The organism is Mesorhizobium sp. C089B (assembly GCF_030323125.1).
Classification (GTDB): domain Bacteria; phylum Pseudomonadota; class Alphaproteobacteria; order Rhizobiales; family Rhizobiaceae; genus Mesorhizobium.
The window spans coordinates 1,662,649-1,682,688 of sequence record NZ_CP100469.1 but is presented as its reverse complement, the minus strand read 5'-3'; the positions used below and the strand labels follow the sequence as shown (position 1 = coordinate 1,682,688).

32 protein-coding genes are annotated in these 20,040 nt (G+C 61.7%); 31 read left to right on the top strand and 1 reads right to left on the bottom strand.

What is annotated here, in order from left to right; translation table 11 throughout:
- Positions 1–64 precede the first annotated feature (64 nt).
- The 27 genes from rpsJ (at position 65) to rplQ (ending at position 14,810) form a co-directional block, all read left to right on the top strand.
- The gene (gene rpsJ / locus NLY44_RS08540) at positions 65–373 is read left to right on the top strand and encodes a 30S ribosomal protein S10 (RefSeq protein WP_010909272.1); all 309 of its coding nucleotides are present in this window, start codon (positions 65–67) and stop codon (positions 371–373) included.
- A gap of 61 nt (positions 374–434) precedes the next feature.
- Positions 435–1,163: a 50S ribosomal protein L3 gene (gene rplC, locus NLY44_RS08535; protein ID WP_023682606.1), complete on the top strand. Its 729-nt coding sequence runs from the start codon at positions 435–437 to the stop codon at positions 1,161–1,163.
- The gene (rplD, locus tag NLY44_RS08530; protein ID WP_023672750.1) at positions 1,163–1,783 is read left to right on the top strand and encodes a 50S ribosomal protein L4; all 621 of its coding nucleotides are present in this window, start codon (positions 1,163–1,165) and stop codon (positions 1,781–1,783) included. The genes rplC and rplD overlap by 1 nt, the downstream gene beginning before the upstream one ends.
- Positions 1,780–2,073 (top strand): 50S ribosomal protein L23, encoded by a 294-nt coding sequence (locus NLY44_RS08525; protein WP_023672751.1) that lies wholly within the window; start codon positions 1,780–1,782, stop codon positions 2,071–2,073. The genes rplD and NLY44_RS08525 overlap by 4 nt, the downstream gene beginning before the upstream one ends.
- A 22-nt stretch (positions 2,074–2,095) precedes the next feature.
- On the top strand, positions 2,096–2,929 hold the full coding sequence (gene rplB, locus NLY44_RS08520; RefSeq protein WP_023706515.1) for a 50S ribosomal protein L2: 834 nt from the start codon (positions 2,096–2,098) through the stop codon (positions 2,927–2,929).
- Positions 2,930–2,945: 16 nt separating this feature from the next.
- The gene (gene rpsS, locus NLY44_RS08515) at positions 2,946–3,224 is read left to right on the top strand and encodes a 30S ribosomal protein S19 (RefSeq protein ID WP_006205463.1); all 279 of its coding nucleotides are present in this window, start codon (positions 2,946–2,948) and stop codon (positions 3,222–3,224) included.
- Between the two features lie 2 nt (positions 3,225–3,226).
- Positions 3,227–3,616, top strand: a complete 390-nt coding sequence (gene rplV, locus NLY44_RS08510) for a 50S ribosomal protein L22 (RefSeq protein WP_006205462.1) — start codon at positions 3,227–3,229, stop codon at positions 3,614–3,616.
- Positions 3,616–4,341: a 30S ribosomal protein S3 gene (gene rpsC, locus NLY44_RS08505; protein WP_023672753.1), complete on the top strand. Its 726-nt coding sequence runs from the start codon at positions 3,616–3,618 to the stop codon at positions 4,339–4,341. The genes rplV and rpsC overlap by 1 nt, the downstream gene beginning before the upstream one ends.
- A 26-nt stretch (positions 4,342–4,367) precedes the next feature.
- On the top strand, positions 4,368–4,781 hold the full coding sequence (gene rplP, locus NLY44_RS08500) for a 50S ribosomal protein L16 (protein ID WP_006205460.1): 414 nt from the start codon (positions 4,368–4,370) through the stop codon (positions 4,779–4,781).
- Between the two features lie 13 nt (positions 4,782–4,794).
- Positions 4,795–4,995, top strand: coding sequence for a 50S ribosomal protein L29 (gene rpmC / locus NLY44_RS08495; protein WP_006205459.1), 201 nt, complete (start codon positions 4,795–4,797; stop codon positions 4,993–4,995).
- A gap of 11 nt (positions 4,996–5,006) precedes the next feature.
- A complete protein-coding gene (gene rpsQ / locus NLY44_RS08490) occupies positions 5,007–5,246 on the top strand; it encodes a 30S ribosomal protein S17 (RefSeq protein ID WP_010909280.1) in 240 nt (79 codons plus the stop codon).
- Between the two features lie 72 nt (positions 5,247–5,318).
- Positions 5,319–5,687 (top strand): 50S ribosomal protein L14, encoded by a 369-nt coding sequence (gene rplN, locus NLY44_RS08485; RefSeq protein ID WP_006205457.1) that lies wholly within the window; start codon positions 5,319–5,321, stop codon positions 5,685–5,687.
- A gap of 12 nt (positions 5,688–5,699) precedes the next feature.
- Positions 5,700–6,014: a 50S ribosomal protein L24 gene (gene rplX, locus NLY44_RS08480; protein ID WP_013531428.1), complete on the top strand. Its 315-nt coding sequence runs from the start codon at positions 5,700–5,702 to the stop codon at positions 6,012–6,014.
- A complete protein-coding gene (gene rplE, locus NLY44_RS08475) occupies positions 6,007–6,606 on the top strand; it encodes a 50S ribosomal protein L5 (protein WP_023672755.1) in 600 nt (199 codons plus the stop codon). Before rplX ends, rplE begins: the two co-directional genes overlap by 8 nt.
- A gap of 27 nt (positions 6,607–6,633) precedes the next feature.
- Positions 6,634–6,939 (top strand): 30S ribosomal protein S14, encoded by a 306-nt coding sequence (gene rpsN, locus NLY44_RS08470; RefSeq protein WP_010909282.1) that lies wholly within the window; start codon positions 6,634–6,636, stop codon positions 6,937–6,939.
- 12 nt (positions 6,940–6,951) lie between these two features.
- Positions 6,952–7,350, top strand: coding sequence for a 30S ribosomal protein S8 (gene rpsH, locus NLY44_RS08465; RefSeq protein WP_006205453.1), 399 nt, complete (start codon positions 6,952–6,954; stop codon positions 7,348–7,350).
- A 41-nt stretch (positions 7,351–7,391) separates the two neighbouring features.
- Positions 7,392–7,925: a 50S ribosomal protein L6 gene (gene rplF, locus NLY44_RS08460; protein WP_023688413.1), complete on the top strand. Its 534-nt coding sequence runs from the start codon at positions 7,392–7,394 to the stop codon at positions 7,923–7,925.
- Positions 7,926–8,065: 140 nt separating this feature from the next.
- Positions 8,066–8,425: a 50S ribosomal protein L18 gene (gene rplR / locus NLY44_RS08455; RefSeq protein WP_023682602.1), complete on the top strand. Its 360-nt coding sequence runs from the start codon at positions 8,066–8,068 to the stop codon at positions 8,423–8,425.
- A gap of 154 nt (positions 8,426–8,579) precedes the next feature.
- Positions 8,580–9,143, top strand: a complete 564-nt coding sequence (gene rpsE, locus NLY44_RS08450; RefSeq protein ID WP_006333394.1) for a 30S ribosomal protein S5 — start codon at positions 8,580–8,582, stop codon at positions 9,141–9,143.
- A gap of 24 nt (positions 9,144–9,167) precedes the next feature.
- The gene (gene rpmD, locus NLY44_RS08445) at positions 9,168–9,365 is read left to right on the top strand and encodes a 50S ribosomal protein L30 (protein WP_006205449.1); all 198 of its coding nucleotides are present in this window, start codon (positions 9,168–9,170) and stop codon (positions 9,363–9,365) included.
- A gap of 22 nt (positions 9,366–9,387) precedes the next feature.
- Positions 9,388–9,858: a 50S ribosomal protein L15 gene (gene rplO, locus NLY44_RS08440; protein WP_023672760.1), complete on the top strand. Its 471-nt coding sequence runs from the start codon at positions 9,388–9,390 to the stop codon at positions 9,856–9,858.
- A 257-nt stretch (positions 9,859–10,115) separates the two neighbouring features.
- A complete protein-coding gene (secY, locus tag NLY44_RS08435; protein ID WP_023672761.1) occupies positions 10,116–11,456 on the top strand; it encodes a preprotein translocase subunit SecY in 1,341 nt (446 codons plus the stop codon).
- A complete protein-coding gene (locus NLY44_RS08430; RefSeq protein ID WP_023701778.1) occupies positions 11,453–12,061 on the top strand; it encodes an adenylate kinase in 609 nt (202 codons plus the stop codon). Before secY ends, NLY44_RS08430 begins: the two co-directional genes overlap by 4 nt.
- 213 nt (positions 12,062–12,274) lie before the next feature.
- Complete coding sequence (rpsM, locus tag NLY44_RS08425; RefSeq protein ID WP_006205445.1) at positions 12,275–12,643, top strand: 30S ribosomal protein S13; 369 nt, start codon at positions 12,275–12,277, stop codon at positions 12,641–12,643.
- A 127-nt stretch (positions 12,644–12,770) separates the two neighbouring features.
- Positions 12,771–13,160, top strand: coding sequence for a 30S ribosomal protein S11 (gene rpsK, locus NLY44_RS08420; RefSeq protein WP_006205444.1), 390 nt, complete (start codon positions 12,771–12,773; stop codon positions 13,158–13,160).
- 102 nt (positions 13,161–13,262) lie between these two features.
- Positions 13,263–14,273 carry a DNA-directed RNA polymerase subunit alpha gene (locus NLY44_RS08415; RefSeq protein WP_023682599.1) on the top strand — a complete coding sequence of 337 codons (1,011 nt, stop codon included), beginning with the start codon at positions 13,263–13,265 and terminating at the stop codon, positions 14,271–14,273.
- Positions 14,274–14,378: 105 nt separating this feature from the next.
- Positions 14,379–14,810 (top strand): 50S ribosomal protein L17, encoded by a 432-nt coding sequence (rplQ, locus tag NLY44_RS08410; RefSeq protein ID WP_023736689.1) that lies wholly within the window; start codon positions 14,379–14,381, stop codon positions 14,808–14,810.
- 82 nt (positions 14,811–14,892) lie between these two features.
- Here rplQ and NLY44_RS08405 read toward each other — a convergent pair whose 3' ends face one another.
- The gene (locus NLY44_RS08405; RefSeq protein WP_155922398.1) at positions 14,893–15,519 is read right to left on the bottom strand and encodes a hypothetical protein; all 627 of its coding nucleotides are present in this window, start codon (positions 15,517–15,519) and stop codon (positions 14,893–14,895) included.
- A gap of 134 nt (positions 15,520–15,653) precedes the next feature.
- Here NLY44_RS08405 and NLY44_RS08400 point away from each other — a divergent pair, with 134 nt between their 5' ends.
- The 4 genes from NLY44_RS08400 to crcB all read left to right on the top strand — a co-directional run bounded on the left by NLY44_RS08400 (position 15,654) and on the right by crcB (position 19,946).
- Entirely contained in the window at positions 15,654–17,147 is a 1,494-nt protein-coding gene (locus NLY44_RS08400; protein ID WP_023736687.1) for a DegQ family serine endoprotease, read from the top strand.
- A 47-nt stretch (positions 17,148–17,194) separates the two neighbouring features.
- Entirely contained in the window at positions 17,195–18,505 is a 1,311-nt protein-coding gene (locus NLY44_RS08395; RefSeq protein WP_023682595.1) for a replication-associated recombination protein A, read from the top strand.
- A 182-nt stretch (positions 18,506–18,687) separates the two neighbouring features.
- Complete coding sequence (locus NLY44_RS08390; protein ID WP_023738900.1) at positions 18,688–19,518, top strand: aspartyl/asparaginyl beta-hydroxylase domain-containing protein; 831 nt, start codon at positions 18,688–18,690, stop codon at positions 19,516–19,518.
- Positions 19,519–19,571: 53 nt separating this feature from the next.
- Positions 19,572–19,946 (top strand): fluoride efflux transporter CrcB, encoded by a 375-nt coding sequence (gene crcB / locus NLY44_RS08385; protein WP_023682593.1) that lies wholly within the window; start codon positions 19,572–19,574, stop codon positions 19,944–19,946.
- The last annotated feature ends 94 nt before the right edge of the window (positions 19,947–20,040 follow it).

Sequence of the window (20,040 nt, the reverse complement as noted above, 5' to 3'; positions counted from 1 at the left end):
ACTTAAACCGATCTGTCGCGGGCGCAGGATTTGCCCGCGCCGCGCCAGAACAAGGAAGTGACGCATGAACGGACAGAATATCCGCATCCGCCTGAAGGCGTTTGATCACCGCGTGCTTGACGCCTCGACGAAAGAAATCGTGTCGACGGCCAAGCGCACCGGAGCAAACGTCCGCGGCCCCATTCCGCTGCCGACGCGGATCGAAAAGTTCACGGTCAACCGGTCGCCTCACGTCGACAAGAAGAGCCGCGAGCAGTTCGAGATGCGCACGCACAAGCGTCTGCTCGACATCGTCGATCCGACCCCGCAGACGGTCGATGCTTTGATGAAGCTCGATCTGGCCGCCGGTGTCGACGTCGAGATCAAGCTCTAAGGGAATGAGAGCGCGGTAAGGGGCGGTGCCCCTGGCCCGGAACTCTAAAGGAATTGAACCGATGCGTTCAGGTGTGATTGCAAAGAAGGTGGGAATGACCCGCATCTATAATGATGCCGGGGAACATGTTCCCGTCACCGTTCTCCAGATGGAGAACTGCCAGGTCGTGGCTCAGCGCACGCAGGAGAAGAACGGCTATACCGCCGTCCAGCTCGGCGTTGGCCTTGCCAAGGTAAAGAACACGTCGAAGGCGATGCGCGGCCATTTCGCGACCGCTTCCGTCGAGCCTAAGGCGAAGGTCGCCGAGTTCCGCGTCTCCGCCGACAACATGATCGATGTCGGCGCCGAGATCACCGTCGAGCACTTCGTCGCCGGCCAGAAGGTCGATGTGACGGGCACGACGATCGGCAAGGGTTTCCAGGGCGTCATCAAGCGCCACCACATGGGTGGTGGCCGCGCGACGCACGGTAACTCGGTTTCGCACCGTACGCACGGTTCGACCGGCCAGCGTCAGGATCCGGGCAAAGTGTTCAAGGGCAAGCATATGGCTGGCCACATGGGCGACACCCGAGTCACCACACAGAATGTCGAGATCGTTTCGACCGACGCCGATCGCGGCCTGATCCTGATCCGCGGTGCGGTTCCCGGATCGAAGGGCGCCTGGATCCTGGTCCGCGATGCGGCCAAGGTGGCACTGCCGGCCAATGCGCCGAAGCCTGCCGCGATCCGCGCCGTTGCTGCCGAGAGTGGCGCCAAGAACGAGGCTCCGGCCGCAGAGGGAGCAGAATAATGGATCTCAAGATCACAACGCTTGGCGGCAAGGACGCCGGCAAGGTGAAACTCTCCGAGGAGATTTTCGGCCTTGATCCGCGCGAGGACATCCTGCAGCGCGTCGTGCGCTGGCAGCTGGCCAAGCGCCAGCAGGGCACGCACAAGGCCAAGGGCCGCGCCGAAATCGCGCGCACCGGCGCCAAGATGTACAAGCAGAAGGGTACGGGCCGCGCCCGTCACCATTCGGCACGCGCTCCGCAGTTCCGCGGCGGCGGCAAGGCCCACGGCCCGGTCGTTCGCAGCCACGAGCACGATCTGCCGAAGAAGGTGCGCGCTCTGGGCTTGCGGCATGCTCTCTCGGCCAAGGCCAAGAGCGCGTCGATCATCATCATCGACGAGCTGAAGCTGACCGAGGCCAAGACGAAGGCGCTGATCGCGAATTTCGCGACGCTGGGCCTGACCAACGCCTTGGTGATCGGCGGTGCCGAGCTTGACCAGAACTTCAAGCTGGCGGCGACCAACATCCCGAACATCGACGTGCTGCCCATCCAGGGCATCAACGTCTACGACATTCTGCGCCGCGGCACGCTGGTCCTTTCGAAGGCCGCCGTCGAGGCTCTCGAGGAGCGCTTTAAATGACCGACCTCCGTCATTACGACGTGATCGTCTCGCCGGCGATCACCGAAAAGTCGACCATGGCTTCCGAGAACAACCAGGTTGTTTTCAACGTCGCCAAGAAGGCGTCGAAGCCGGAAATCAAGGCCGCTGTCGAAGCGCTGTTTGGCGTCAAGGTTACGGCCGTGAACACGCTTGTCCGCAAGGGCAAGATCAAGCGCTTCCGCGGCACGATCGGCCGCCAGAGCGACGTCAAGAAGGCGATCGTGACGCTGGCCGACGGCCAGTCGATCGACGTCGCGACGGGTCTCTGAGCTAGGCCGCGAGGACAGGACAATGGCACTTAAAAAATTCAACCCGGTAACGCCGAGCACCCGCCAGTTGGTCATCGTCGACCGCTCGGGCCTCTACAAGGGCAAGCCCGTCAAGGGCCTGACCGAAGGCCTGACGAAGTCGGGCGGCCGCAACAATCACGGCCGCATCACGGCCCGCTTCATCGGCGGCGGTCACAAGCGTTCGTACCGCATCATCGACTTCAAGCGCCGCAAGTTCGACGTGGTCGGCACGGTCGAGCGCATTGAATACGATCCGAACCGCACCGCCTTCATCGCGCTGATCAAGTATGACGATGGCGAGCTGTCCTACATCATCGCTCCGCAGCGCCTTGCCGCCGGCGACAAGATCGTGGCCGGTGAATCGGTCGACGTGAAGCCGGGCAATGCGATGCCGCTGGCCTCGATGCCGGTCGGCACGATCGTCCATAACATCGAGCTGAAGCCGGGCAAGGGCGCCCAGGTTGCCCGCTCGGCAGGTGGCTACGGCCAGCTGGTCGGTCGCGATCAGGGCATGGCGATCCTGCGCCTCAACTCGGGCGAGCAGCGGGTCGTTCACGGCTCCTGCATGGCCACCGTCGGCGCCGTGTCGAACCCCGACCACGGCAACATCAACGACGGCAAGGCCGGCCGCACGGTCTGGCGCGGCAAGCGCCCGCACAATCGCGGCGTGACCATGAACCCGGTCGACCATCCGCATGGCGGTGGTGAAGGCCGCACCTCCGGTGGCCGTCATCCGGTCAGCCCGTGGGGCAAGCCGACCAAGGGCAAGAAGACGCGGTCCAACAAGGCGACCGACAAGTTCATCCTGCGCTCGCGCCATCAGCGCAAGAGCTAAGAAGAGGTAACGCCAAGTGACTCGTTCTATTTGGAAAGGCCCCTTCATCGACGGCTACCTTCTCAAGAAGGTGGACAAGGTTCGTGAAGGTGGTCGCAATGAGGTGATCAAGATGTGGAGCCGTCGCTCCACCATCCTGCCGCAGTTCGTCGGCTTCACCTTCGGTGTCTACAACGGCCAGAAGCATGTTCCCGTCTCGGTGAACGAGGACATGGTCGGTCACAAGTTCGGTGAATTCGCTCCGACCCGGACCTATTACGGTCACGGCGCGGATAAGAAGGCGAAGAGGAAATAATCATGGGCAAGGCCAAAGCTCCGCGCAGGCTTGCTGACAACGAAGCGCGCGCCGTTCTGCGCACGATCCGTATCAGCCCGCAGAAGCTGAACCTGGTTGCCGCGCTGATCCGCGGCAAGAAGGTCGCGACAGCGCTTTCCGATCTCGAATTCTCGGCCAAGCGGATTTCCGGCACGGTCAAGAAGACGCTGGAATCGGCGATCGCCAACGCGGAAAACAACCACGACCTCGACGTCGATGCGCTGATCGTGGCGGAAGCCTATGTCGGCAAGTCGATCGTCATGAAGCGGTTCCATGCTCGTGGCCGCGGTCGCGCCAGCCGTATAGAAAAGCCGTTCTCGCACCTCACGATCGTCGTTCGTGAAGTCGAAGAAAAAGGGGAGGCCGCATAATGGGTCAGAAAGTCAATCCGATCGGTCTGCGCCTCGGCATCAACCGTACCTGGGATTCGCGCTGGTTCGCGAACACCGGCGAGTACGGCAAACTGCTGCATGAGGACATCAAGATCCGCAAATATCTTGAAAAGGAACTCAAGCAGGCTGCGATTTCGAAGGTCGTGATCGAGCGCCCGCACAAGAAGTGCCGCGTCACCATCCATGCGGCGCGCCCGGGCCTGATCATCGGCAAGAAGGGCGCCGACATCGAAAAGCTTCGCAAGAAGCTGATGGAGATGACGAAGTCCGAGACGCACTTGAACATCGTTGAAGTGCGCAAGCCGGAAATCGACGCGACCCTGGTCGCCCAGTCGATCGCCCAGCAGCTCGAGCGTCGTATCGCGTTCCGCCGCGCCATGAAGCGCGCCGTTCAGTCGGCGATGCGCCTGGGCGCCGAAGGCATCCGCATCAACTGCGCCGGCCGTCTCGGCGGCGCCGAGATTGCGCGCATGGAATGGTACCGCGAGGGCCGCGTGCCGCTGCATACGCTGCGCGCCGATGTCGACTATGGCACGGCCGAAGCGCACACGGCTTACGGCATCTGCGGCGTCAAGGTCTGGGTGTTCAAGGGCGAAATCCTCGAGCACGATCCGATGGCTTCGGAGCGTCGCGCGACCGAGGGTGATGCTGCGCATGGCGGTGGTGGTGATCGCGAACGCGGTCGTCGTCGCGAAAACGCCTGATTATTTAGGAATTTGGAGTTAGAACGATGCTGCAGCCAAAGCGCACAAAGTTCCGCAAGCAGTTCAAGGGCCGTATCCATGGCACCGCAAAGGGCGGCACCAACCTGGATTTCGGTGGTTTCGGGCTGAAGGCGCTTGAGCCGAACCGCGTCACCGCGCGTGAGATCGAGGCGGCCCGCCGCGCGATCACTCGTGAAATGAAGCGTGCCGGCCGCGTGTGGATCCGTATTTTCCCTGATGTGCCGGTGACGTCGAAGCCGACCGAAGTGCGCATGGGCAAGGGCAAGGGCGCTGTCGACTACTGGGCGGCGCGCGTCAAGCCGGGCCGCATCATGTTCGAGATCGACGGCGTCAACGAAGAAACCGCCCGTGAGGCGCTGCGTCTCGGCGCGGCCAAGCTCTCGGTCAGGACGCGCTTCGTACAGCGCATCGCAGAATAAGGACGGGCTGATCATGAAAGCCGAAGACATCCGGACCAAGACCCAGGACCAGCTGACCGACGATCTGGCCAGCCTGAAGAAGGAGCAGTTCAACCTGCGCTTCCAGAAGGCCACCGGCCAGCTCGAGAAGACCGCGCGCGTGCGGCAGGTTCGCAAGGACATTGCGCGTATCAAGACCATCGCTGCGGAAAAGTCCGCGGCCAAGAAGGCTTAAGGACGAAAATCATGCCAAAGCGCATTCTGCAGGGCACTGTCGTCAGCGACAAGAACGAGAAGACGGTAGTCGTCAAGGTCGAACGGCGCTTCACGCATCCCGTGATGAAGAAGACCGTGCGCATGACCAAGAAGTACAAGGCGCACGACGAGAACAACGCCCACAAGGTCGGCGATCAGGTGTTCATCCAGGAATCGAAGCCGATTTCCAAGGATAAGCGCTGGATCGTCGTGTCTTCGGACCAGGCGTAACAAACCGAATTTTGGACAGACCGGGGAGGGGCTTTGAGCCCGTCCCGTTAGAAGAGAAGAAGGCGGCCAGTCATGATTCAGATGCAAACAAACCTCGACGTCGCGGATAATTCCGGCGCCCGTCGTGTCATGTGCATCAAGGTGCTGGGCGGCTCGAAGCGGAAATACGCTTCCGTAGGCGACATCATCGTGGTGTCGATCAAGGAAGCCATTCCGCGCGGCCGCGTTAAGAAGGGCGATGTGATGAAGGCGGTCGTGGTTCGCACGGCCAAGGACATCCGCCGCCCGGACGGCAGCGTGATCCGTTTCGACAAGAACGCGGCCGTTCTCGTCGACAACAAGAAAGAGCCGATCGGCACGCGTATCTTCGGACCGGTTCCGCGCGAACTCCGCGCCAAGAACCACATGAAGATCATCTCGCTCGCGCCTGAAGTGCTGTAAGGAGCCGGACCAATGCAAAAGATTAGAAAAGGCGACAAGGTCGTCGTGCTGGCCGGCAAGGACAAGGGCCGTTCGGGCGAAGTCCTCTCGGTTCAGCCGAAGGAAGACACCGCGCTGGTGCGCGGCGTCAACATGATCCGTCGTCACCAGAAGCAGTCCCAGTCCCAAGAGGGCGGGATCATCACCAAGGAAGCGCCGATCCAGCTGTCGAACATCGCGCTGGCCGACCCCAAGGATGGCAAGCCGACCCGCGTCGGCTTCATCTTCCAGAAGGACGGCAAGAAGGTGCGCGTCGCCAAGCGCTCGGGAGAAGTCATCAATGGCTAAGGCTCAAACCACGAAGCCCAAGGCTGAAAGCAAACAGTCCAAGGCCCAGAACACGCCGCGTCTCAAGCAGGTCTACAATGAGACCATCCGCAAGGCGCTGCAGGAGCAGTTCGGCTACGAGAACGAGATGCAGGTTCCGCGCATCGACAAGATCGTGCTGAACATGGGCGTCGGCGAAGCGACCGCGGATTCGAAGAAGCCTTCGATCGCGGCCGAAGACCTGGCGATGATCGCCGGCCAGAAGGCCGTCGTCACCCGCGCTCGCAACTCCATCGCCGGCTTCAAGGTCCGCGAGAAGATGCCGATCGGCGCCAAGGTCACGCTGCGCAAGGAACGCATGTACGAGTTCCTCGACCGTCTCGTGAACATCGCACTGCCGCGCGTCCGCGACTTTCGCGGACTGAATCCGAAGAGCTTCGATGGCCGTGGCAACTACGCCATGGGCATCAAGGAACACATCGTGTTCCCGGAGATCAACTACGACAAGGTTGATCAGATCTGGGGCATGGACGTCATCGTTTGTACGACTGCGAAGACGGACGACGAAGCCAGGGCATTGCTCAAGGCCTTCAACTTCCCCTTCCGCCAGTAACGGCAGCGAGAAAAGGAAAAATCTGAAATGGCAAAGACCAGCTCAGTCGAGAAGAACAACAGGCGCCGCAAGCTTGCCGACCAGTACGGTCCCAAGCGCGCAGCGCTCAAGGCGATCATCATGGACCAGTCCAAGCCGATGGAAGAGCGTTTCCGCGCTCAGCTGAAGCTTGCTGCCCTGCCGCGCAACTCGGCCAAGATCCGCATCCGCAACCGCTGCGAAGTTACCGGCCGTCCGCGCGCCTATTATCGCAAGCTCAAAGTATCGCGCATCGCGCTTCGTGATCTCGGCAATAACGGCCAGATCCCGGGCCTGGTCAAGTCGAGCTGGTAAGGAGGACATAACATGTCATTGAGCGATCCTCTCGGCGATATGCTGACCCGCATCCGCAACGCGTATGGCCGTAAGAAGTCGAGCGTTTCGACGCCGGCCTCGCGCCTGCGTACCCGCGTCCTCGACGTGCTGAAGGCTGAAGGCTATATCCGCGACTACAGCCAGACCGACTTCGACAACGGCAAGTCCGAAATCGAAATCGAGCTGAAGTATTTCGACGGTGCTCCGGTCGTGCGCGAAATCGCCCGCGTTTCGAAGCCTGGCCGCCGCGTTTACGTCTCGGCAAAGTCGATCCCGCACGTCGCCAACGGCCTCGGCATCGCCATCCTTTCGACGCCCAAGGGCGTGATGGCCGATCACGAAGCACGCGAACAGAATGTCGGCGGCGAAATCCTCTGCCAGATTTTCTAATTCGGCAGACCTGAAACAAGAGAAGTGACGAGGACAACCAAATGTCTCGTATTGGAAAGAAACCCGTTTCGCTGCCGCAGGGCGTGACCGCGACCGTCAACGGCCAGACCGTGACGGCGAAGGGCCCCAAGGGCGAGCTGAAGTTCGTGGTGAACGACGAAGTGCTGGTCAAGATGGAAGGCAGCGAAATCGCTGTCCAGCCGCGCGACCAGACCAAGGCCGCCCGCTCCAAGTGGGGCATGTCGCGCACGCAGATCGTCAACATCCTGCAGGGCGTCAAGGACGGTTTCGAGAAGAAGCTCGAGATCACCGGCGTCGGCTATCGCGCGGCACTCCAGGGCAAGAACCTGCAGCTGGCGCTTGGCTTCAGCCACGACGTCGTTTACGAGACGCCGGCCGGCATCACGATCACTGTGCCGAAGCCGACGGAAATCACCGTGACCGGCATCGACAAGCAGCAGGTCGGCCAGGTTGCAGCCGAGATCCGCGAGTATCGCGGTCCCGAGCCCTACAAGGGCAAGGGTGTCCGCTATGCCGGCGAGAAGATCGTCCGCAAGGAAGGCAAGAAGAAGTAGTAGGCCTGACCCCGAAAAGTTGCAGACTTTTCGGAAAAAGCCAGGCCAAAGAAGTGCAACGCCGCGGGGAGCGGTCGCGGGAGGCGCTTTCGCCTACCGCACATGGCGGCCCCCGTTTTTTGAAGGCAAGGAAGACTATCATGGCTACCAAGGAATCCATCCAGCGCCGCGCGCAGCGCGTCCGCCGCCAGATCAAGAAGGTCGCCGGCGAACGTCCGCGTCTCTCGGTTCACCGCACGTCGAAGAACATCTACGTGCAGGTCATCGACGACGCCAAGGGCCATACCATCGCGGCTGCATCGACACTCGAGAAGGACCTCAAGGGTTCGCTCAAGACCGGCGCCGACACCGAGGCAGCAGCCGCTGTTGGCAAGCTGATCGCCGAGCGCGCTTCGAAGGCCGGCGTCAAGGAAGTCGTCTTCGACCGCGGCGCCTACATCTATCACGGCCGCGTCAAGGCGCTGGCCGAGGCTGCCCGTGAAGGCGGTCTGAGCTTCTAATTGCCTGATCCAGAACCGAAGGTCAGCGCAGCAAAAAGTTGCAGACTTTTCGGACAAGATCATGCAAGGAAAAATAATTCGCCCCCGGTGACCCAAAGAGGCGCACCGGATCTTATCAGCAACCGTGCTTCCGGAAAAAAACAAGGAACAGGATATGGCACAGGAACGTAGGGATGGCGGCCGCGGCCGCGATCGTGAAGAACGCGATGACGGCATGGTGGACAAGCTCGTCCACATCAACCGTGTCGCCAAGGTCGTCAAGGGCGGCCGTCGCTTCGGTTTTGCAGCACTCGTCGTTGTCGGCGACCAGAAGGGCCGCGTCGGCTTCGGTCACGGCAAGGCGCGCGAAGTGCCGGAAGCGATCCGCAAGGCAACCGAGTCGGCCAAGCGCGACATGATTTTCGTGCCGCTGCGCTCTGGCCGCACGCTGCACCACGACGTCGAAGGACGCTGGGGTGCCGGACGCGTGCTGCTGCGCGCTGCCAAGCAGGGTACCGGCATCATCGCCGGCGGCCCGATGCGCGCTGTCTTCGAGACGCTCGGCATGCATGACGTGGTCGCCAAGTCGATGGGTTCGTCGAACCCCTACAACATGGTTCGTGCCACATTCGACGCGCTGAAGAGCCAGATGCATCCCAAGGATGTGGCTGCTGCGCGCGGCATCAAATATTCGACCCTTCAGGCCCGCCGCGGCACCGCCGTTGCGGCTGAAGAATAGTCGATCTGACCAGGGATTTTGACCATGGCCAAGAAAGCAACCAAGACCATCACCGTTGAGCAGATCGGTTCGCCGATCCGCCGCCCGAAGGAACAGCGCGCAACGCTGGTCGGCCTCGGCCTCAACAAGATGCACAAGCAGCGCACGCTGGAGGACACTCCCTCGGTGCGCGGCATGATCGCTGCCGTCCAGCATCTCGTCCGCGTCGTGGACGAGGGCTGAGCAAAAGCGCAGGAGAACCCAGATGAAACTCAACGATCTGCGTGACAAGGACGGCGCGACGCACTCCAAGAAGCGTCTCGGCCGTGGCATCGGCTCCGGCTCCGGCAAGACCGGCGGTCGCGGCGTCAAGGGCCAGAAGGCGCGCTCCGGCGTCGCCATCAACGGCTTCGAGGGCGGCCAGATGCCGCTCTATCGGCGCCTGCCGAAGCGTGGCTTCAATAACATCTTCGCCAAGAGCTTTGTCGTCGTGTCGCTGGCTCGTATCCAGACGGCGCTCGATGCCAAGAAGCTCGACGCCAAGGCGACCGTGACGGCCGAGGCACTCGTTGCCGCCGGCGTCATCCGCCGCGTCAAGGACGGCGTGCGCATCCTCTCGGACGGCGAGCTCAAGGCAAAGCTTGCCTTCGACGTCGCCGGCGCCTCAAAGGCCGCGATCGAGAAGATCGAAAAGGCCGGCGGTTCGGTCAAGCTGCCGGAAGCGGCAGCGGAGTAACGGCAATTTGAAGCGCGGTCGGCAGGAACGGTATCCGTTTTTGTTCACGATTGCGCTTTGATCCGATCAATTAGGCGGCCGCGTCAACGCGGCCGCTTGCATGTTTAGAGCCCGGAGCTTATCTCGTGAGCTTCGGTGCCACGCGCCGCCTGAGCTGCGGGCATCGAGCGTGACATACAAATCAAAGAAGTAGCGCATGACGTTGTCCGAAAACCGCTTCACACTTTTCGGCATCATGCTCTAGCGGAGAATCAGGCATGGCTTCGGCTGCTGAACAACTAGCCTCGAATCTGAATTTTGCGGCTTTCGCCAAGGCGGAGGACCTGAAGAAGCGAATCTGGTTCACCGTCGGCGCGCTGCTCGTCTATCGCCTCGGCACCTATATCCCGCTGCCCGGCATCAATCCGGATGCATTCGCGCAGGCCTTCTCTTCGCAGGCCAAGGGCGTGCTCGGCATGTTCAACATGTTCGCCGGCGGCGCCGTGCAGCGCATGGCGATCTTCGCGCTCGGCATCATGCCTTATATCTCAGCCTCCATCATCATGCAGCTGATGACCTCGGTCATTCCGTCGCTGGAAGCGCTGAAAAAGGAAGGCGAGCAGGGCCGCAAGGTCATCAACCAGTACACGCGCTACGGCACGGTACTCCTGGCGCTGGTGCAGGCCTACGGCATTTCAGTGGGCCTGGAAGGCGGCAACGGCATCGTCAACGATCCCGGCATGTTCTTCCGCATCTCGACCGTCGTCACGCTGGTTGGCGGCACCATGTTCCTGATGTGGCTGGGCGAGCAGATCACCGCCCGCGGCATCGGCAACGGCATTTCGCTGATCATCTTTTCCGGCATCGTCGCCGGCCTGCCGCGCGCCATCTCCGGCACGCTGGAGCTCGGCCGCACCGGCGCCCTATCGACCGGGCTGATACTCGCGATCATCGTGCTGGCTATCATCGTCATCGCGCTGATCGTGTTCTTCGAGCGCGCGCAGCGCCGCCTGCTGATCCAGTATCCGAAGCGCCAGGTCGGCAACCGCATGTTCCAGGGCGATACCTCGCATCTGCCGCTGAAGCTCAACACGTCGGGCGTCATTCCGCCGATCTTCGCGTCGTCGCTGCTTTTGCTGCCGGCAACGGTCGCCGGCTTCTCGCAGACGACAAACCTGCCGGCCTGGGCAAGCACCGTGCTCGCCTCGCTCGGCCACGGCCAGCCGCTCTACATGCTGTTCTATGCGGCAATGATCGTGTTCTTCGCCTTCTTCTACACGGCCATCGTGTTCAATCCGAAGGACACCGCCGACCAGCTCAAGAAGCATTCCGGCTTCATTCCGGGCTACCGTCCGGGTGAGCGCACTGCCGATTACATCGACTATGTCCTGACGCGCATCACCGTCGTCGGCGCCATCTATCTGGTGCTGGTGTGCCTGCTGCCCGAGTTCCTGATTTCGGCGACTGGCGTACCATTCTACCTCGGTGGCACATCGCTTCTGATCGTGGTCAGTGTAACCCTCGATACGGTGGCGCAGATCCAGGGTCACCTGATCGCGCACCAGTATGAGGGCCTGATCAAGAAGTCGAAGCTGCGCGGGGGGAAGAAGGCCAGATGAGATTGATATTGCTTGGGCCGCCAGGAGCGGGCAAGGGGACGCAAGCACAAAGACTGGTAGAAAAATACGGCATACCGCAGCTGTCGACGGGCGACATGCTGCGGGCGGCCGTGCAGGCCGGCACCGAAGTCGGCAAGCGCGCCAAGGCGGTGATGGATGCCGGCGAGCTGGTTTCCGACGCAATCGTCAACGCCATCGTGGCCGAGCGCATCGATCAGCCCGATTGCACCAACGGTTTCATCCTCGACGGATATCCGCGCACGCTGGTGCAGGCTGATGCGGTTGAATCGATGCTCGCCGAGCGCGGCATTGGCCTCGATGCCGTGATCGAGTTCGTCGTCGACGACAAAGCGCTGGTCGGCCGCATCGTCAAGCGCGCCGACGACGCCAAGGCCGCCGGACAGCCGGTGCGCAAGGACGACAATCCGGTGGTGTTCGAAGAGCGCCTGCGGGAATATTACAAGAAGACCGCGCCTCTGATCGGCTATTATTATGCCAAACGCTCGCTTAGGAGTGTCGACGGCATGGCCCCTGTCGACACCGTGACGGCGGAGATTGAAGCGCTGCTCGCGGCGGTGACGCGGGAGACCGTTACGGTAAAGTAAAGATTGCGCTTGACTGGAACGGTTCGCTGGGTTATGGCGGCCCGTCTTCCTATCAGGCATGAGGCTTGCTTGTCCGCAAGGGCAAGGCAGCCGCATTGAAACTAGGGAACTCCCGCAAGGGCCGGCCTCCACCGGACGCGGGGTAATTTGAACAGCGCCGCGCATGCCCCTTTTTTTGAAGGCCGGCCGGTCCCACATGGAGAAGAGAAGAATATGGCTCGTATAGCCGGCGTCAACATTCCGACCAACAAGCGCGTCGTCATTGCGCTTCAGTACATTCACGGCATTGGCAAGAAGTTCGCCCAGGAGATCGTCGACAAGGTCGGCATCCCGGCCGAGCGCCGCGTCAACCAGCTGACCGACGCGGAAGTGCTGCAGATCCGCGAGACCATCGACCGCGACTACCAGGTCGAAGGCGACCTGCGCCGCGAAGTGTCGATGAACATCAAGCGTCTCATGGACCTCGGCTGCTACCGCGGTCTGCGTCACCGCCGTTCGCTGCCGGTTCGCGGCCAGCGCACGCACACCAATGCACGCACCCGCAAGGGCCCGGCCAAGTCGATTGCAGGCAAGAAGAAGTAAGTGAGCGAATAGCGAGTAGCCATTAGCGAGTAGGGGTTCCCTATTCGCTGGTCCCTGCTCACTACTCGCTTTCAAAGGTGGAGCCGCTGGCACTACGGCGGTGTAGAGATCAACTGAAAGGACTATCATGGCCAAGGAAGCCGCTCGTGTTCGCCGTCGCGAACGCAAGAACATCTCGTCGGGCGTTGCCCACGTCAATTCGACCTTCAACAACACGATGATCACCATCACCGACGCGCAGGGCAATTCCATTGCCTGGTCGTCGGCCGGTGCCCAGGGCTTCAAGGGTTCGCGCAAGTCGACCCCGTTCGCCGCCCAGATGGCTGCCGAAGACGTCGCCAAGAAGGCCCAGGAACACGGCATGCGCATGCTCGAAGTCGAGGTCTGCGGACCCGGCTCCGGTCGTGAATCGGCGCTTCGCGCCCTGCAGGCGGCCGGCTTCACCATCACCTCGATCCGTGATGTGACGCCGATCCCGCACAATGGCTGCCGCCCGCGCAAGAAGCGCCGCGTCTAAGACATTACCGAACGCCGCGTGAGCGCCTCAAGGCGCTCCTCCACGGCACTCCAGGTCGCCCGCCACGATTGGATGGTGGCGGGTCAACGGAAGGAAAGCATCATGATCCAGAAAAATTGGCAGGAACTGATCAAGCCGAACAAGATCGAGTTCTCGTCGAAGAAGAAGACGCTGACCACGCTGGTCGCCGAGCCGCTCGAGCGTGGCTTCGGCCTGACGCTCGGCAACGCGCTGCGCCGCGTGCTTTTGTCTTCGCTGCGCGGTGCGGCTGTCACCGCCGTGCAGATCGACGGCGTTCTGCATGAATTCTCGTCGATTGCCGGCGTGCGTGAGGACGTGACCGACATCGTCCTCAACATCAAGGAAATCGCCATCCGCATGGAAGGCGATGGTCCCAAGCGCATGGTCGTTCGCAAGCAGGGCCCGGGTGCGGTTCTGGCTGGCGACATCCAGACGGTTGGCGACGTCGAGATCCTCAACCCGGACCACGTCATCTGCACGCTGGACGAGGGCGCTGAAATCCGCATGGAATTCACCGTCGACACCGGCAAGGGTTACGTGCCGGCCGACCGCAACCGCGCCGAAGACGCGCCGATCGGCCTGATCCCGGTCGACAGCCTGTATTCGCCGGTCAAGAAGGTCTCCTACAAGGTCGAAAATACCCGCGAGGGCCAGGTTCTCGACTATGACAAGCTGACCATGACCATCGAGACCGACGGTTCGATCTCGGGCGAGGACGCGGTGGCATTCGCTGCCCGCATCCTGCAGGACCAGCTTGGCCTGTTCGTCAATTTCGACGAGCCGCAGAAGGAAGTCGCCACCGAAGCCGTCACAGAGCTCGCCTTCAACCCGGCGCTGCTCAAGAAGGTCGACGAACTCGAGCTTTCGGTGCGTTCGGCCAACTGCCTGAAGAACGACAACATCGTCTACATCGGCGATCTCATCCAGAAGACCGAAGCCGAGATGCTGCGCACCCCGAACTTCGGCCGCAAGTCGCTGAACGAGATCAAGGAAGTGCTCGCGGCGATGGGCCTGCACCTCGGCATGGAAGTGCCGGACTGGCCGCCGGAAAACATCGAAGACCTCGCCAAGCGTTACGAAGACCAATATTGAGCATGAATTTCCAAGGATCGGCGGCGTGAGCCGCTCGATCCGACGGTCATGCGGAAAACCATCAGAGGCCACGGCCTCTTGAACAACTGAAGAAGGAAAAGAGCCATGCGCCACGGTTTTAAAGGCCGCCGCTTCGCCCGAAGCATTAGCCATCGCAAGTCGATGTTCGCCAACCTCGCCGTGTCGCTGCTCGAGCACGAACAGATCGTCACCACCCTGCCGAAGGCGAAGGATCTGCGTCCGATCGTCGAGAAGCTGGTGACGCTCGGCAAGCGCGGCGACCTCCATGCGCGCCGCCAGGTGATTGCCCAGATCGGCAATGAAGGCGTCGTCAAGCGTCTGTTCGACACGATCGCGCCGCGCTACGCCACCCGCAATGGCGGCTATCTGCGCATCATGAAGGCGGGCTTCCGCCACGGCGACAATGCCGCCATGGCGGTCATCGAGTTCGTCGACCGTGACACCGACGCCAAGGGCGCCGGCGACCGCGCTCGCCTCGAAGCTGAAGGCACCAATGAGGAAACCGCGGCCGCATAAGGCTGGGGGTTTCTGGATGAATTCAAAGGGGCCTTCGGGCCCCTTTTTGTTACCAGCGTCCTACGTTTAGCGAGCCTTACGTTTAGCGAGCAAGCGTCAGGTAGTCGCGACCGCTAAGCAGATTCCAATTGAAGGCGCCGGGGATCTCTTCGAACGCCGGTTGGGGATAGGAATAGATACTGTCGAGGGTGGCGCGGGAATCGATATCGCTGACCACTTGCGACACGGTGGAATTGGCCAGGTATTTTTGGGCGTCCCCATCTTCGATGAAGTCTGTATCGACTCGGAAATGAATCTGAATGGGACCCGCGCAGATGTTCAGCAAGATATCGTCGCTCAAGGCGGCGTAGAAAACCGCTGCCTCTTCTGGAGCCCAAAGGCCGGCAGCCAGGAATTCCGAAGGCTTCGTCTCTCCACTGAACCCATCCAATGAGAGCACAAGGCGATCGGTGAGAACCTCAAAATCACCTTCGAGATAGCCCGCTTCTTCGATCTGAAACCAGTTCATCCAATGAGGTGCTTCTTCATCAAAGGAAATTTCGAGCTTTCCGAAAATCCAATAGACCGGAATCGTCCCTGCAGGTTCCGTGACCCAGCCGTCAGGCGGACCCAGCACACCGGCGATGTCGATCATTTTCAGAGAAGGGGAAACGGGCCCAAAAGTGCCGGTCTTCAAAAAGTCACGGAATGACAGGAGTTGTTTTTTCATGAAGGTCGACGAAGGTTCTCAGTTTCAAGCCGACCTATAGCTGCTTTGCGGGCCAGAATAATCAGATTTCAGCGGCTTAGCCTTTCATTTTGCACAATCGTCGGGACAATGGCGCCCGACCTGGAGGATTCGGAATGCACTTCAAACGGCTGTTTCTTGTTGCCCTTTGCGCGCTGGCCGCCTTTGCCGCGGCACCGGCCGTGAAAGACGCCCTGGCCGAGGACGCCGCCAAGCCAGCCGATCCGGGGCTCTCCGATGTGCTGACCGACCTCTTGCATGGCGTCGAAGGCGAGAACGGCACCTCCGGTCCCGACAAGCGCGTGCCGTTCGGCCGCGAAGAGGTACAGCTGTCGTTTGCGCCCCTGGTCAAGCAGACGGCGCCGGCGGTGGTCAATGTCTATGCTTCGCAGACGGCCAAGGTCACGTCGCCCTTCGACGGCGATCCTTTCTTCGAGGAATTCTTCGGCCGCGCACAGCCGCGCGCGCAATCCTCGCTCGGCTCGGGTGTGCTGGTCGACCCGAGCGGCGTCGTCGTCACCAATTTCCACGTGATCAAGGATGCCGACGAGGTCAAGGTCGCGACCGCCGACGGGCGCGAATTCACCTCGAAGGTCATGCTCAAGGACGAGACGCTCGACCTCGCCGTGCTCAAGATCACCTCCGACAAGCCGTTTCCGGTGATCGCCATCGGCGATTCCGACGCGCTCGAGGTCGGCGACCTGGTGCTGGCCATCGGCAATCCGTTCGGCGTCGGCCAGACCACCACCAGCGGCATCGTTTCGGCGCTTGCCCGCAGCCATATCGGCGTTTCGGATTCGGGCTATTTCATCCAGACCGACGCCGCCATCAATCCCGGCAATTCCGGCGGCGCGCTGATCAACATGGGCGGCCAGCTGGTCGGCATCAACACCGCCATCTACAGCCGCAGCGGCGGCTCGATCGGCATCGGCTTTGCCATCCCGGCCAACATGGTGCGTGCCTTCGCCGATGCGGCCAAGGCCGGGCTCGATTTCTTCGAGCGGCCCTATATAGGCGCCGAGTTCGAAGCGGTCACACCTCAGATCGCCGAATCGCTTGGCATGGAGAAGCCGACCGGCGCGCTGGTGTCGTCGGTCGAGGAAGCCGGACCGGCGGCCAAGGCAGGGCTGAAGCCCGGCGATGTCGTGCTGCAGCTCAATGGCACGACCGTCGAAGGCATCGAGGCGCTGGACTACCGCATGGCGACCCTGTCGATCGGCACCAAGGCGACCTTCGCCATCCTGAGCAAGGGCCAGCAGGCGACGATGGAGATCGCACTGGAGCGCGCGCCGGAAGGCGCCAAGGCGTCGGAAGTGACGCTGCATGGCCGCAGCCCATTCTCCGGCGCCAAGGTCGCGGAACTGTCGCCCAGGCTCGCCCAGCGGCTTGGCCTGCGCACCGACCTCAAGGGCGTCACCGTGGTCGACATCAACCGCGATTCGCCGGCCGCCGATTTCGGCTTCCAGCCGGGCGACATCGTGCGCGAGGTGAACGGCACGACGGTCGATACGGCGGCGACACTGGCGCAGCTTGCCCAGCAGGATACACGCTGGTGGCGCTTTACCGTCGAGCGCGGCGGGCAGATACTGCGCCAGGTGTTGCGTTACTGAGGCGATCTTCCCATTTCTGAGGATCGTGCTCCAACCAGAAGACCTAGATGGCCGATCTGTTCAGCGTCGATGAACCGGAAAGAGCGCCGCCCGGCCGGCCTTTGGCCGATCGGCTGCGTCCGAAAAACCTCGGCGAGGTTGTCGGCCAGGAGCATTTGACCGGGCCGGACGGCGCGCTGACGCGGTTGATCAACTCCGGTTCGCTCGGCTCGATGATTTTCTGGGGGCCACCCGGCACCGGCAAGACCACGGTGGCGCGGCTGCTGGCCGGCGAGACCAGCCTTGCCTTCGAGCAGATCTCAGCGGTGTTTTCCGGCGTTGCCGATTTGAAGAAAGTGTTCGAGGCGGCAAAGCTGCGTCGCACCAATGGCCGCCAGACGCTGCTGTTCGTCGACGAGATCCATCGCTTCAACCGCGCCCAGCAGGATTCGTTTCTCCCGGTCATGGAGGACGGCACCGTCGTGCTGGTTGGCGCCACGACCGAAAATCCGTCCTTCGAGCTGAACGCCGCGCTTCTGTCGCGCGCGCGGGTGCTGGTGTTTCACTCGCTGGGCGAGGACAGCATTGCCAAGCTGATGACGCGCGCGGAGGAGACGGAGGGCAGGGCGCTGCCGCTCGACGACGAGGCGCGGGCGATGCTCATCCGCATGAGCGATGGCGACGGCCGGGCCTCGCTGACGCTGGCCGAGGAAGTCTGGCGCGCCGCCAAACCCGGCGAGGTTTTCGATCCCGAAGGGCTGCAGCGCATCGTCCAGCGCCGCGCGCCGATCTATGACAAGGGCCAGGACGGTCACTACAATCTGATCTCGGCGCTGCACAAATCGGTGCGTGGGTCCGACCCGGACGCGGCGCTTTATTATCTTGCCCGCATGTTCGACGCCGGCGAGGATCCGCTCTATCTCGGCCGCCGGCTGGTGCGCATGGCGATGGAGGATATCGGGCTGGCCGACCCGCAGGCGCTGGTTATCGCCAACGCCGCCAAGGACGCCTACGACTATCTCGGCTCGCCCGAAGGCGAACTGGCCTTCGCCGAGGCCACCGTCTATCTCGCCACCGCGCCCAAATCCAACGCCGTCTATACCGCCTTCAAGGCAGCCACGCGGGCGGCGAAGGAGTTCGGTTCGCTGCTGCCGCCCAAGCACATCCTCAACGCGCCGACCAAGCTGATGAAAGAGGAGGATTACGGCGCCGGCTACCGCTACGATCACGACCAGCCCGATGCTTTTTCCGGCCAGGACTATTTCCCCGAAAAGATGGGCCGGCAGACCTTTTATGATCCGCCCGAACGCGGCTTCGAGCGCGATATCAAGAAACGGCTGGACTATTGGGCAAAGCTGCGCAGCGAGCGGGAAAAATAGGTGCGCGGGACAAACGGGACGAACTCGGCCTGCCCGCGATGAACTGAAATTCTGTCCCCGCCAGTCACAGCAGTGTGATTGTACCGCATGACAAAAAGCCCTATCACGTCGCATGACTCGGCCGGGAGGCTGCCAGGACGGGCGATAATTCGGAACGGGGACAGCGCGCGGCGCGAACAGAAATGACAAAATCCCTTCGCAAAACGCTTCGCCAGGCTGTGATTGCTGTCCCGCTGCTCGTGCTCGGCTTCTATTTCATTCCGATCCTGACCACGATTTGGATCGTCTGCGGCCTGATCGATGTGCTGCGCAACGCCAGCAAGGATCTGTCGCTGTTGCGCGGCTATTTCCTCGGCAATGGCATCTTCACCTGGCTGCTGTCGCCCTTCAATCTGCTGGTGGACCTCGTTTGCTACCGCAACCCGGGTGTGTGGAAGCTGGAGCAGTTTCCTGCCGATTATCAGCGCGAGGTCAACGAGGTTCTTGACGTCTTCAAGGCGCGCAAGGACGAGATCATCGCCGATATCGACGCCAATTTCGGCACCGGTCGTCGCGGCATGTATGTCTATCAGTGGTACGGCAAGCACCGGATCGACAATGTTGCGGAATTCAACAAGGATTTCAAATACATCAAGACCATTGCCGTGTCTGTCTTCAGAGGCAAGGAATCGACTTCCTGGCATTTCGGACCGCTGCGGCTCAGCCTGCGCATCCTCTACAATCTCTTGCCGGTGAAGGCAGAGGTTTTCGTCGAATGCAACGGCGCCAGGAATTACTGGCACGACAACCCGCTCTATATTTTCGACGACACGCTGCTGCACCGCTCGGTCAACGAGTATGATGGGCGCCGCTACTGCGTGTTCATGGACATCATCCGCCCGTCGCCGTTCCCCGGTTTCATCGCCGGACTTCTGGCCATCGTTTCGGTCACCGTCGAGCGCATCAATTCCATGTTCTACAAGAACTGGAAGATGATCGGCTCGAGCAAGGCAAAGAAGGTCGAGACGACCTGAGGCGTTAGCCTGAAGGGATTGACCGCACTGCCTTGGCCGGGCAGTAAACGGGCATGTTCAATCTGCTTCTTGTTGTGGTCGGCGGCGGCATCGGCGCCGGCATCCGCCACCTGACCAACATCGGCGCCTTGCGCCTCGTCGGTCCCAACTACCCCTGGGGGACGATGGCGATCAACATCCTCGGCTCCTTTGTTATGGGGCTGTTCGTCGCCGCGCTGATGCGGCGCGGCGGTTCCAATGAGCTCCGGCTGTTCGTCGCCACGGGCATCCTTGGCGGCTTCACCACCTTCTCCGCCTTTTCGCTCGATTTCGCGACCCTGTGGGAGCGCGGAGCGACGCTGACGGCGTTGGGATATGCGCTTGCCAGCGTCGTTGGCGCCATTATCGCCCTGTTTCTGGGACTTTGGCTCGCAAGAACCGTTTCATAGTGTTATTGCCCCGACCTGGAGCACGCCGCATCCTCTGGACGCGCTGCAGAAACTTTGATCTTGCGCATGATCCTTTCCGAAAGCCGGAGTAGAT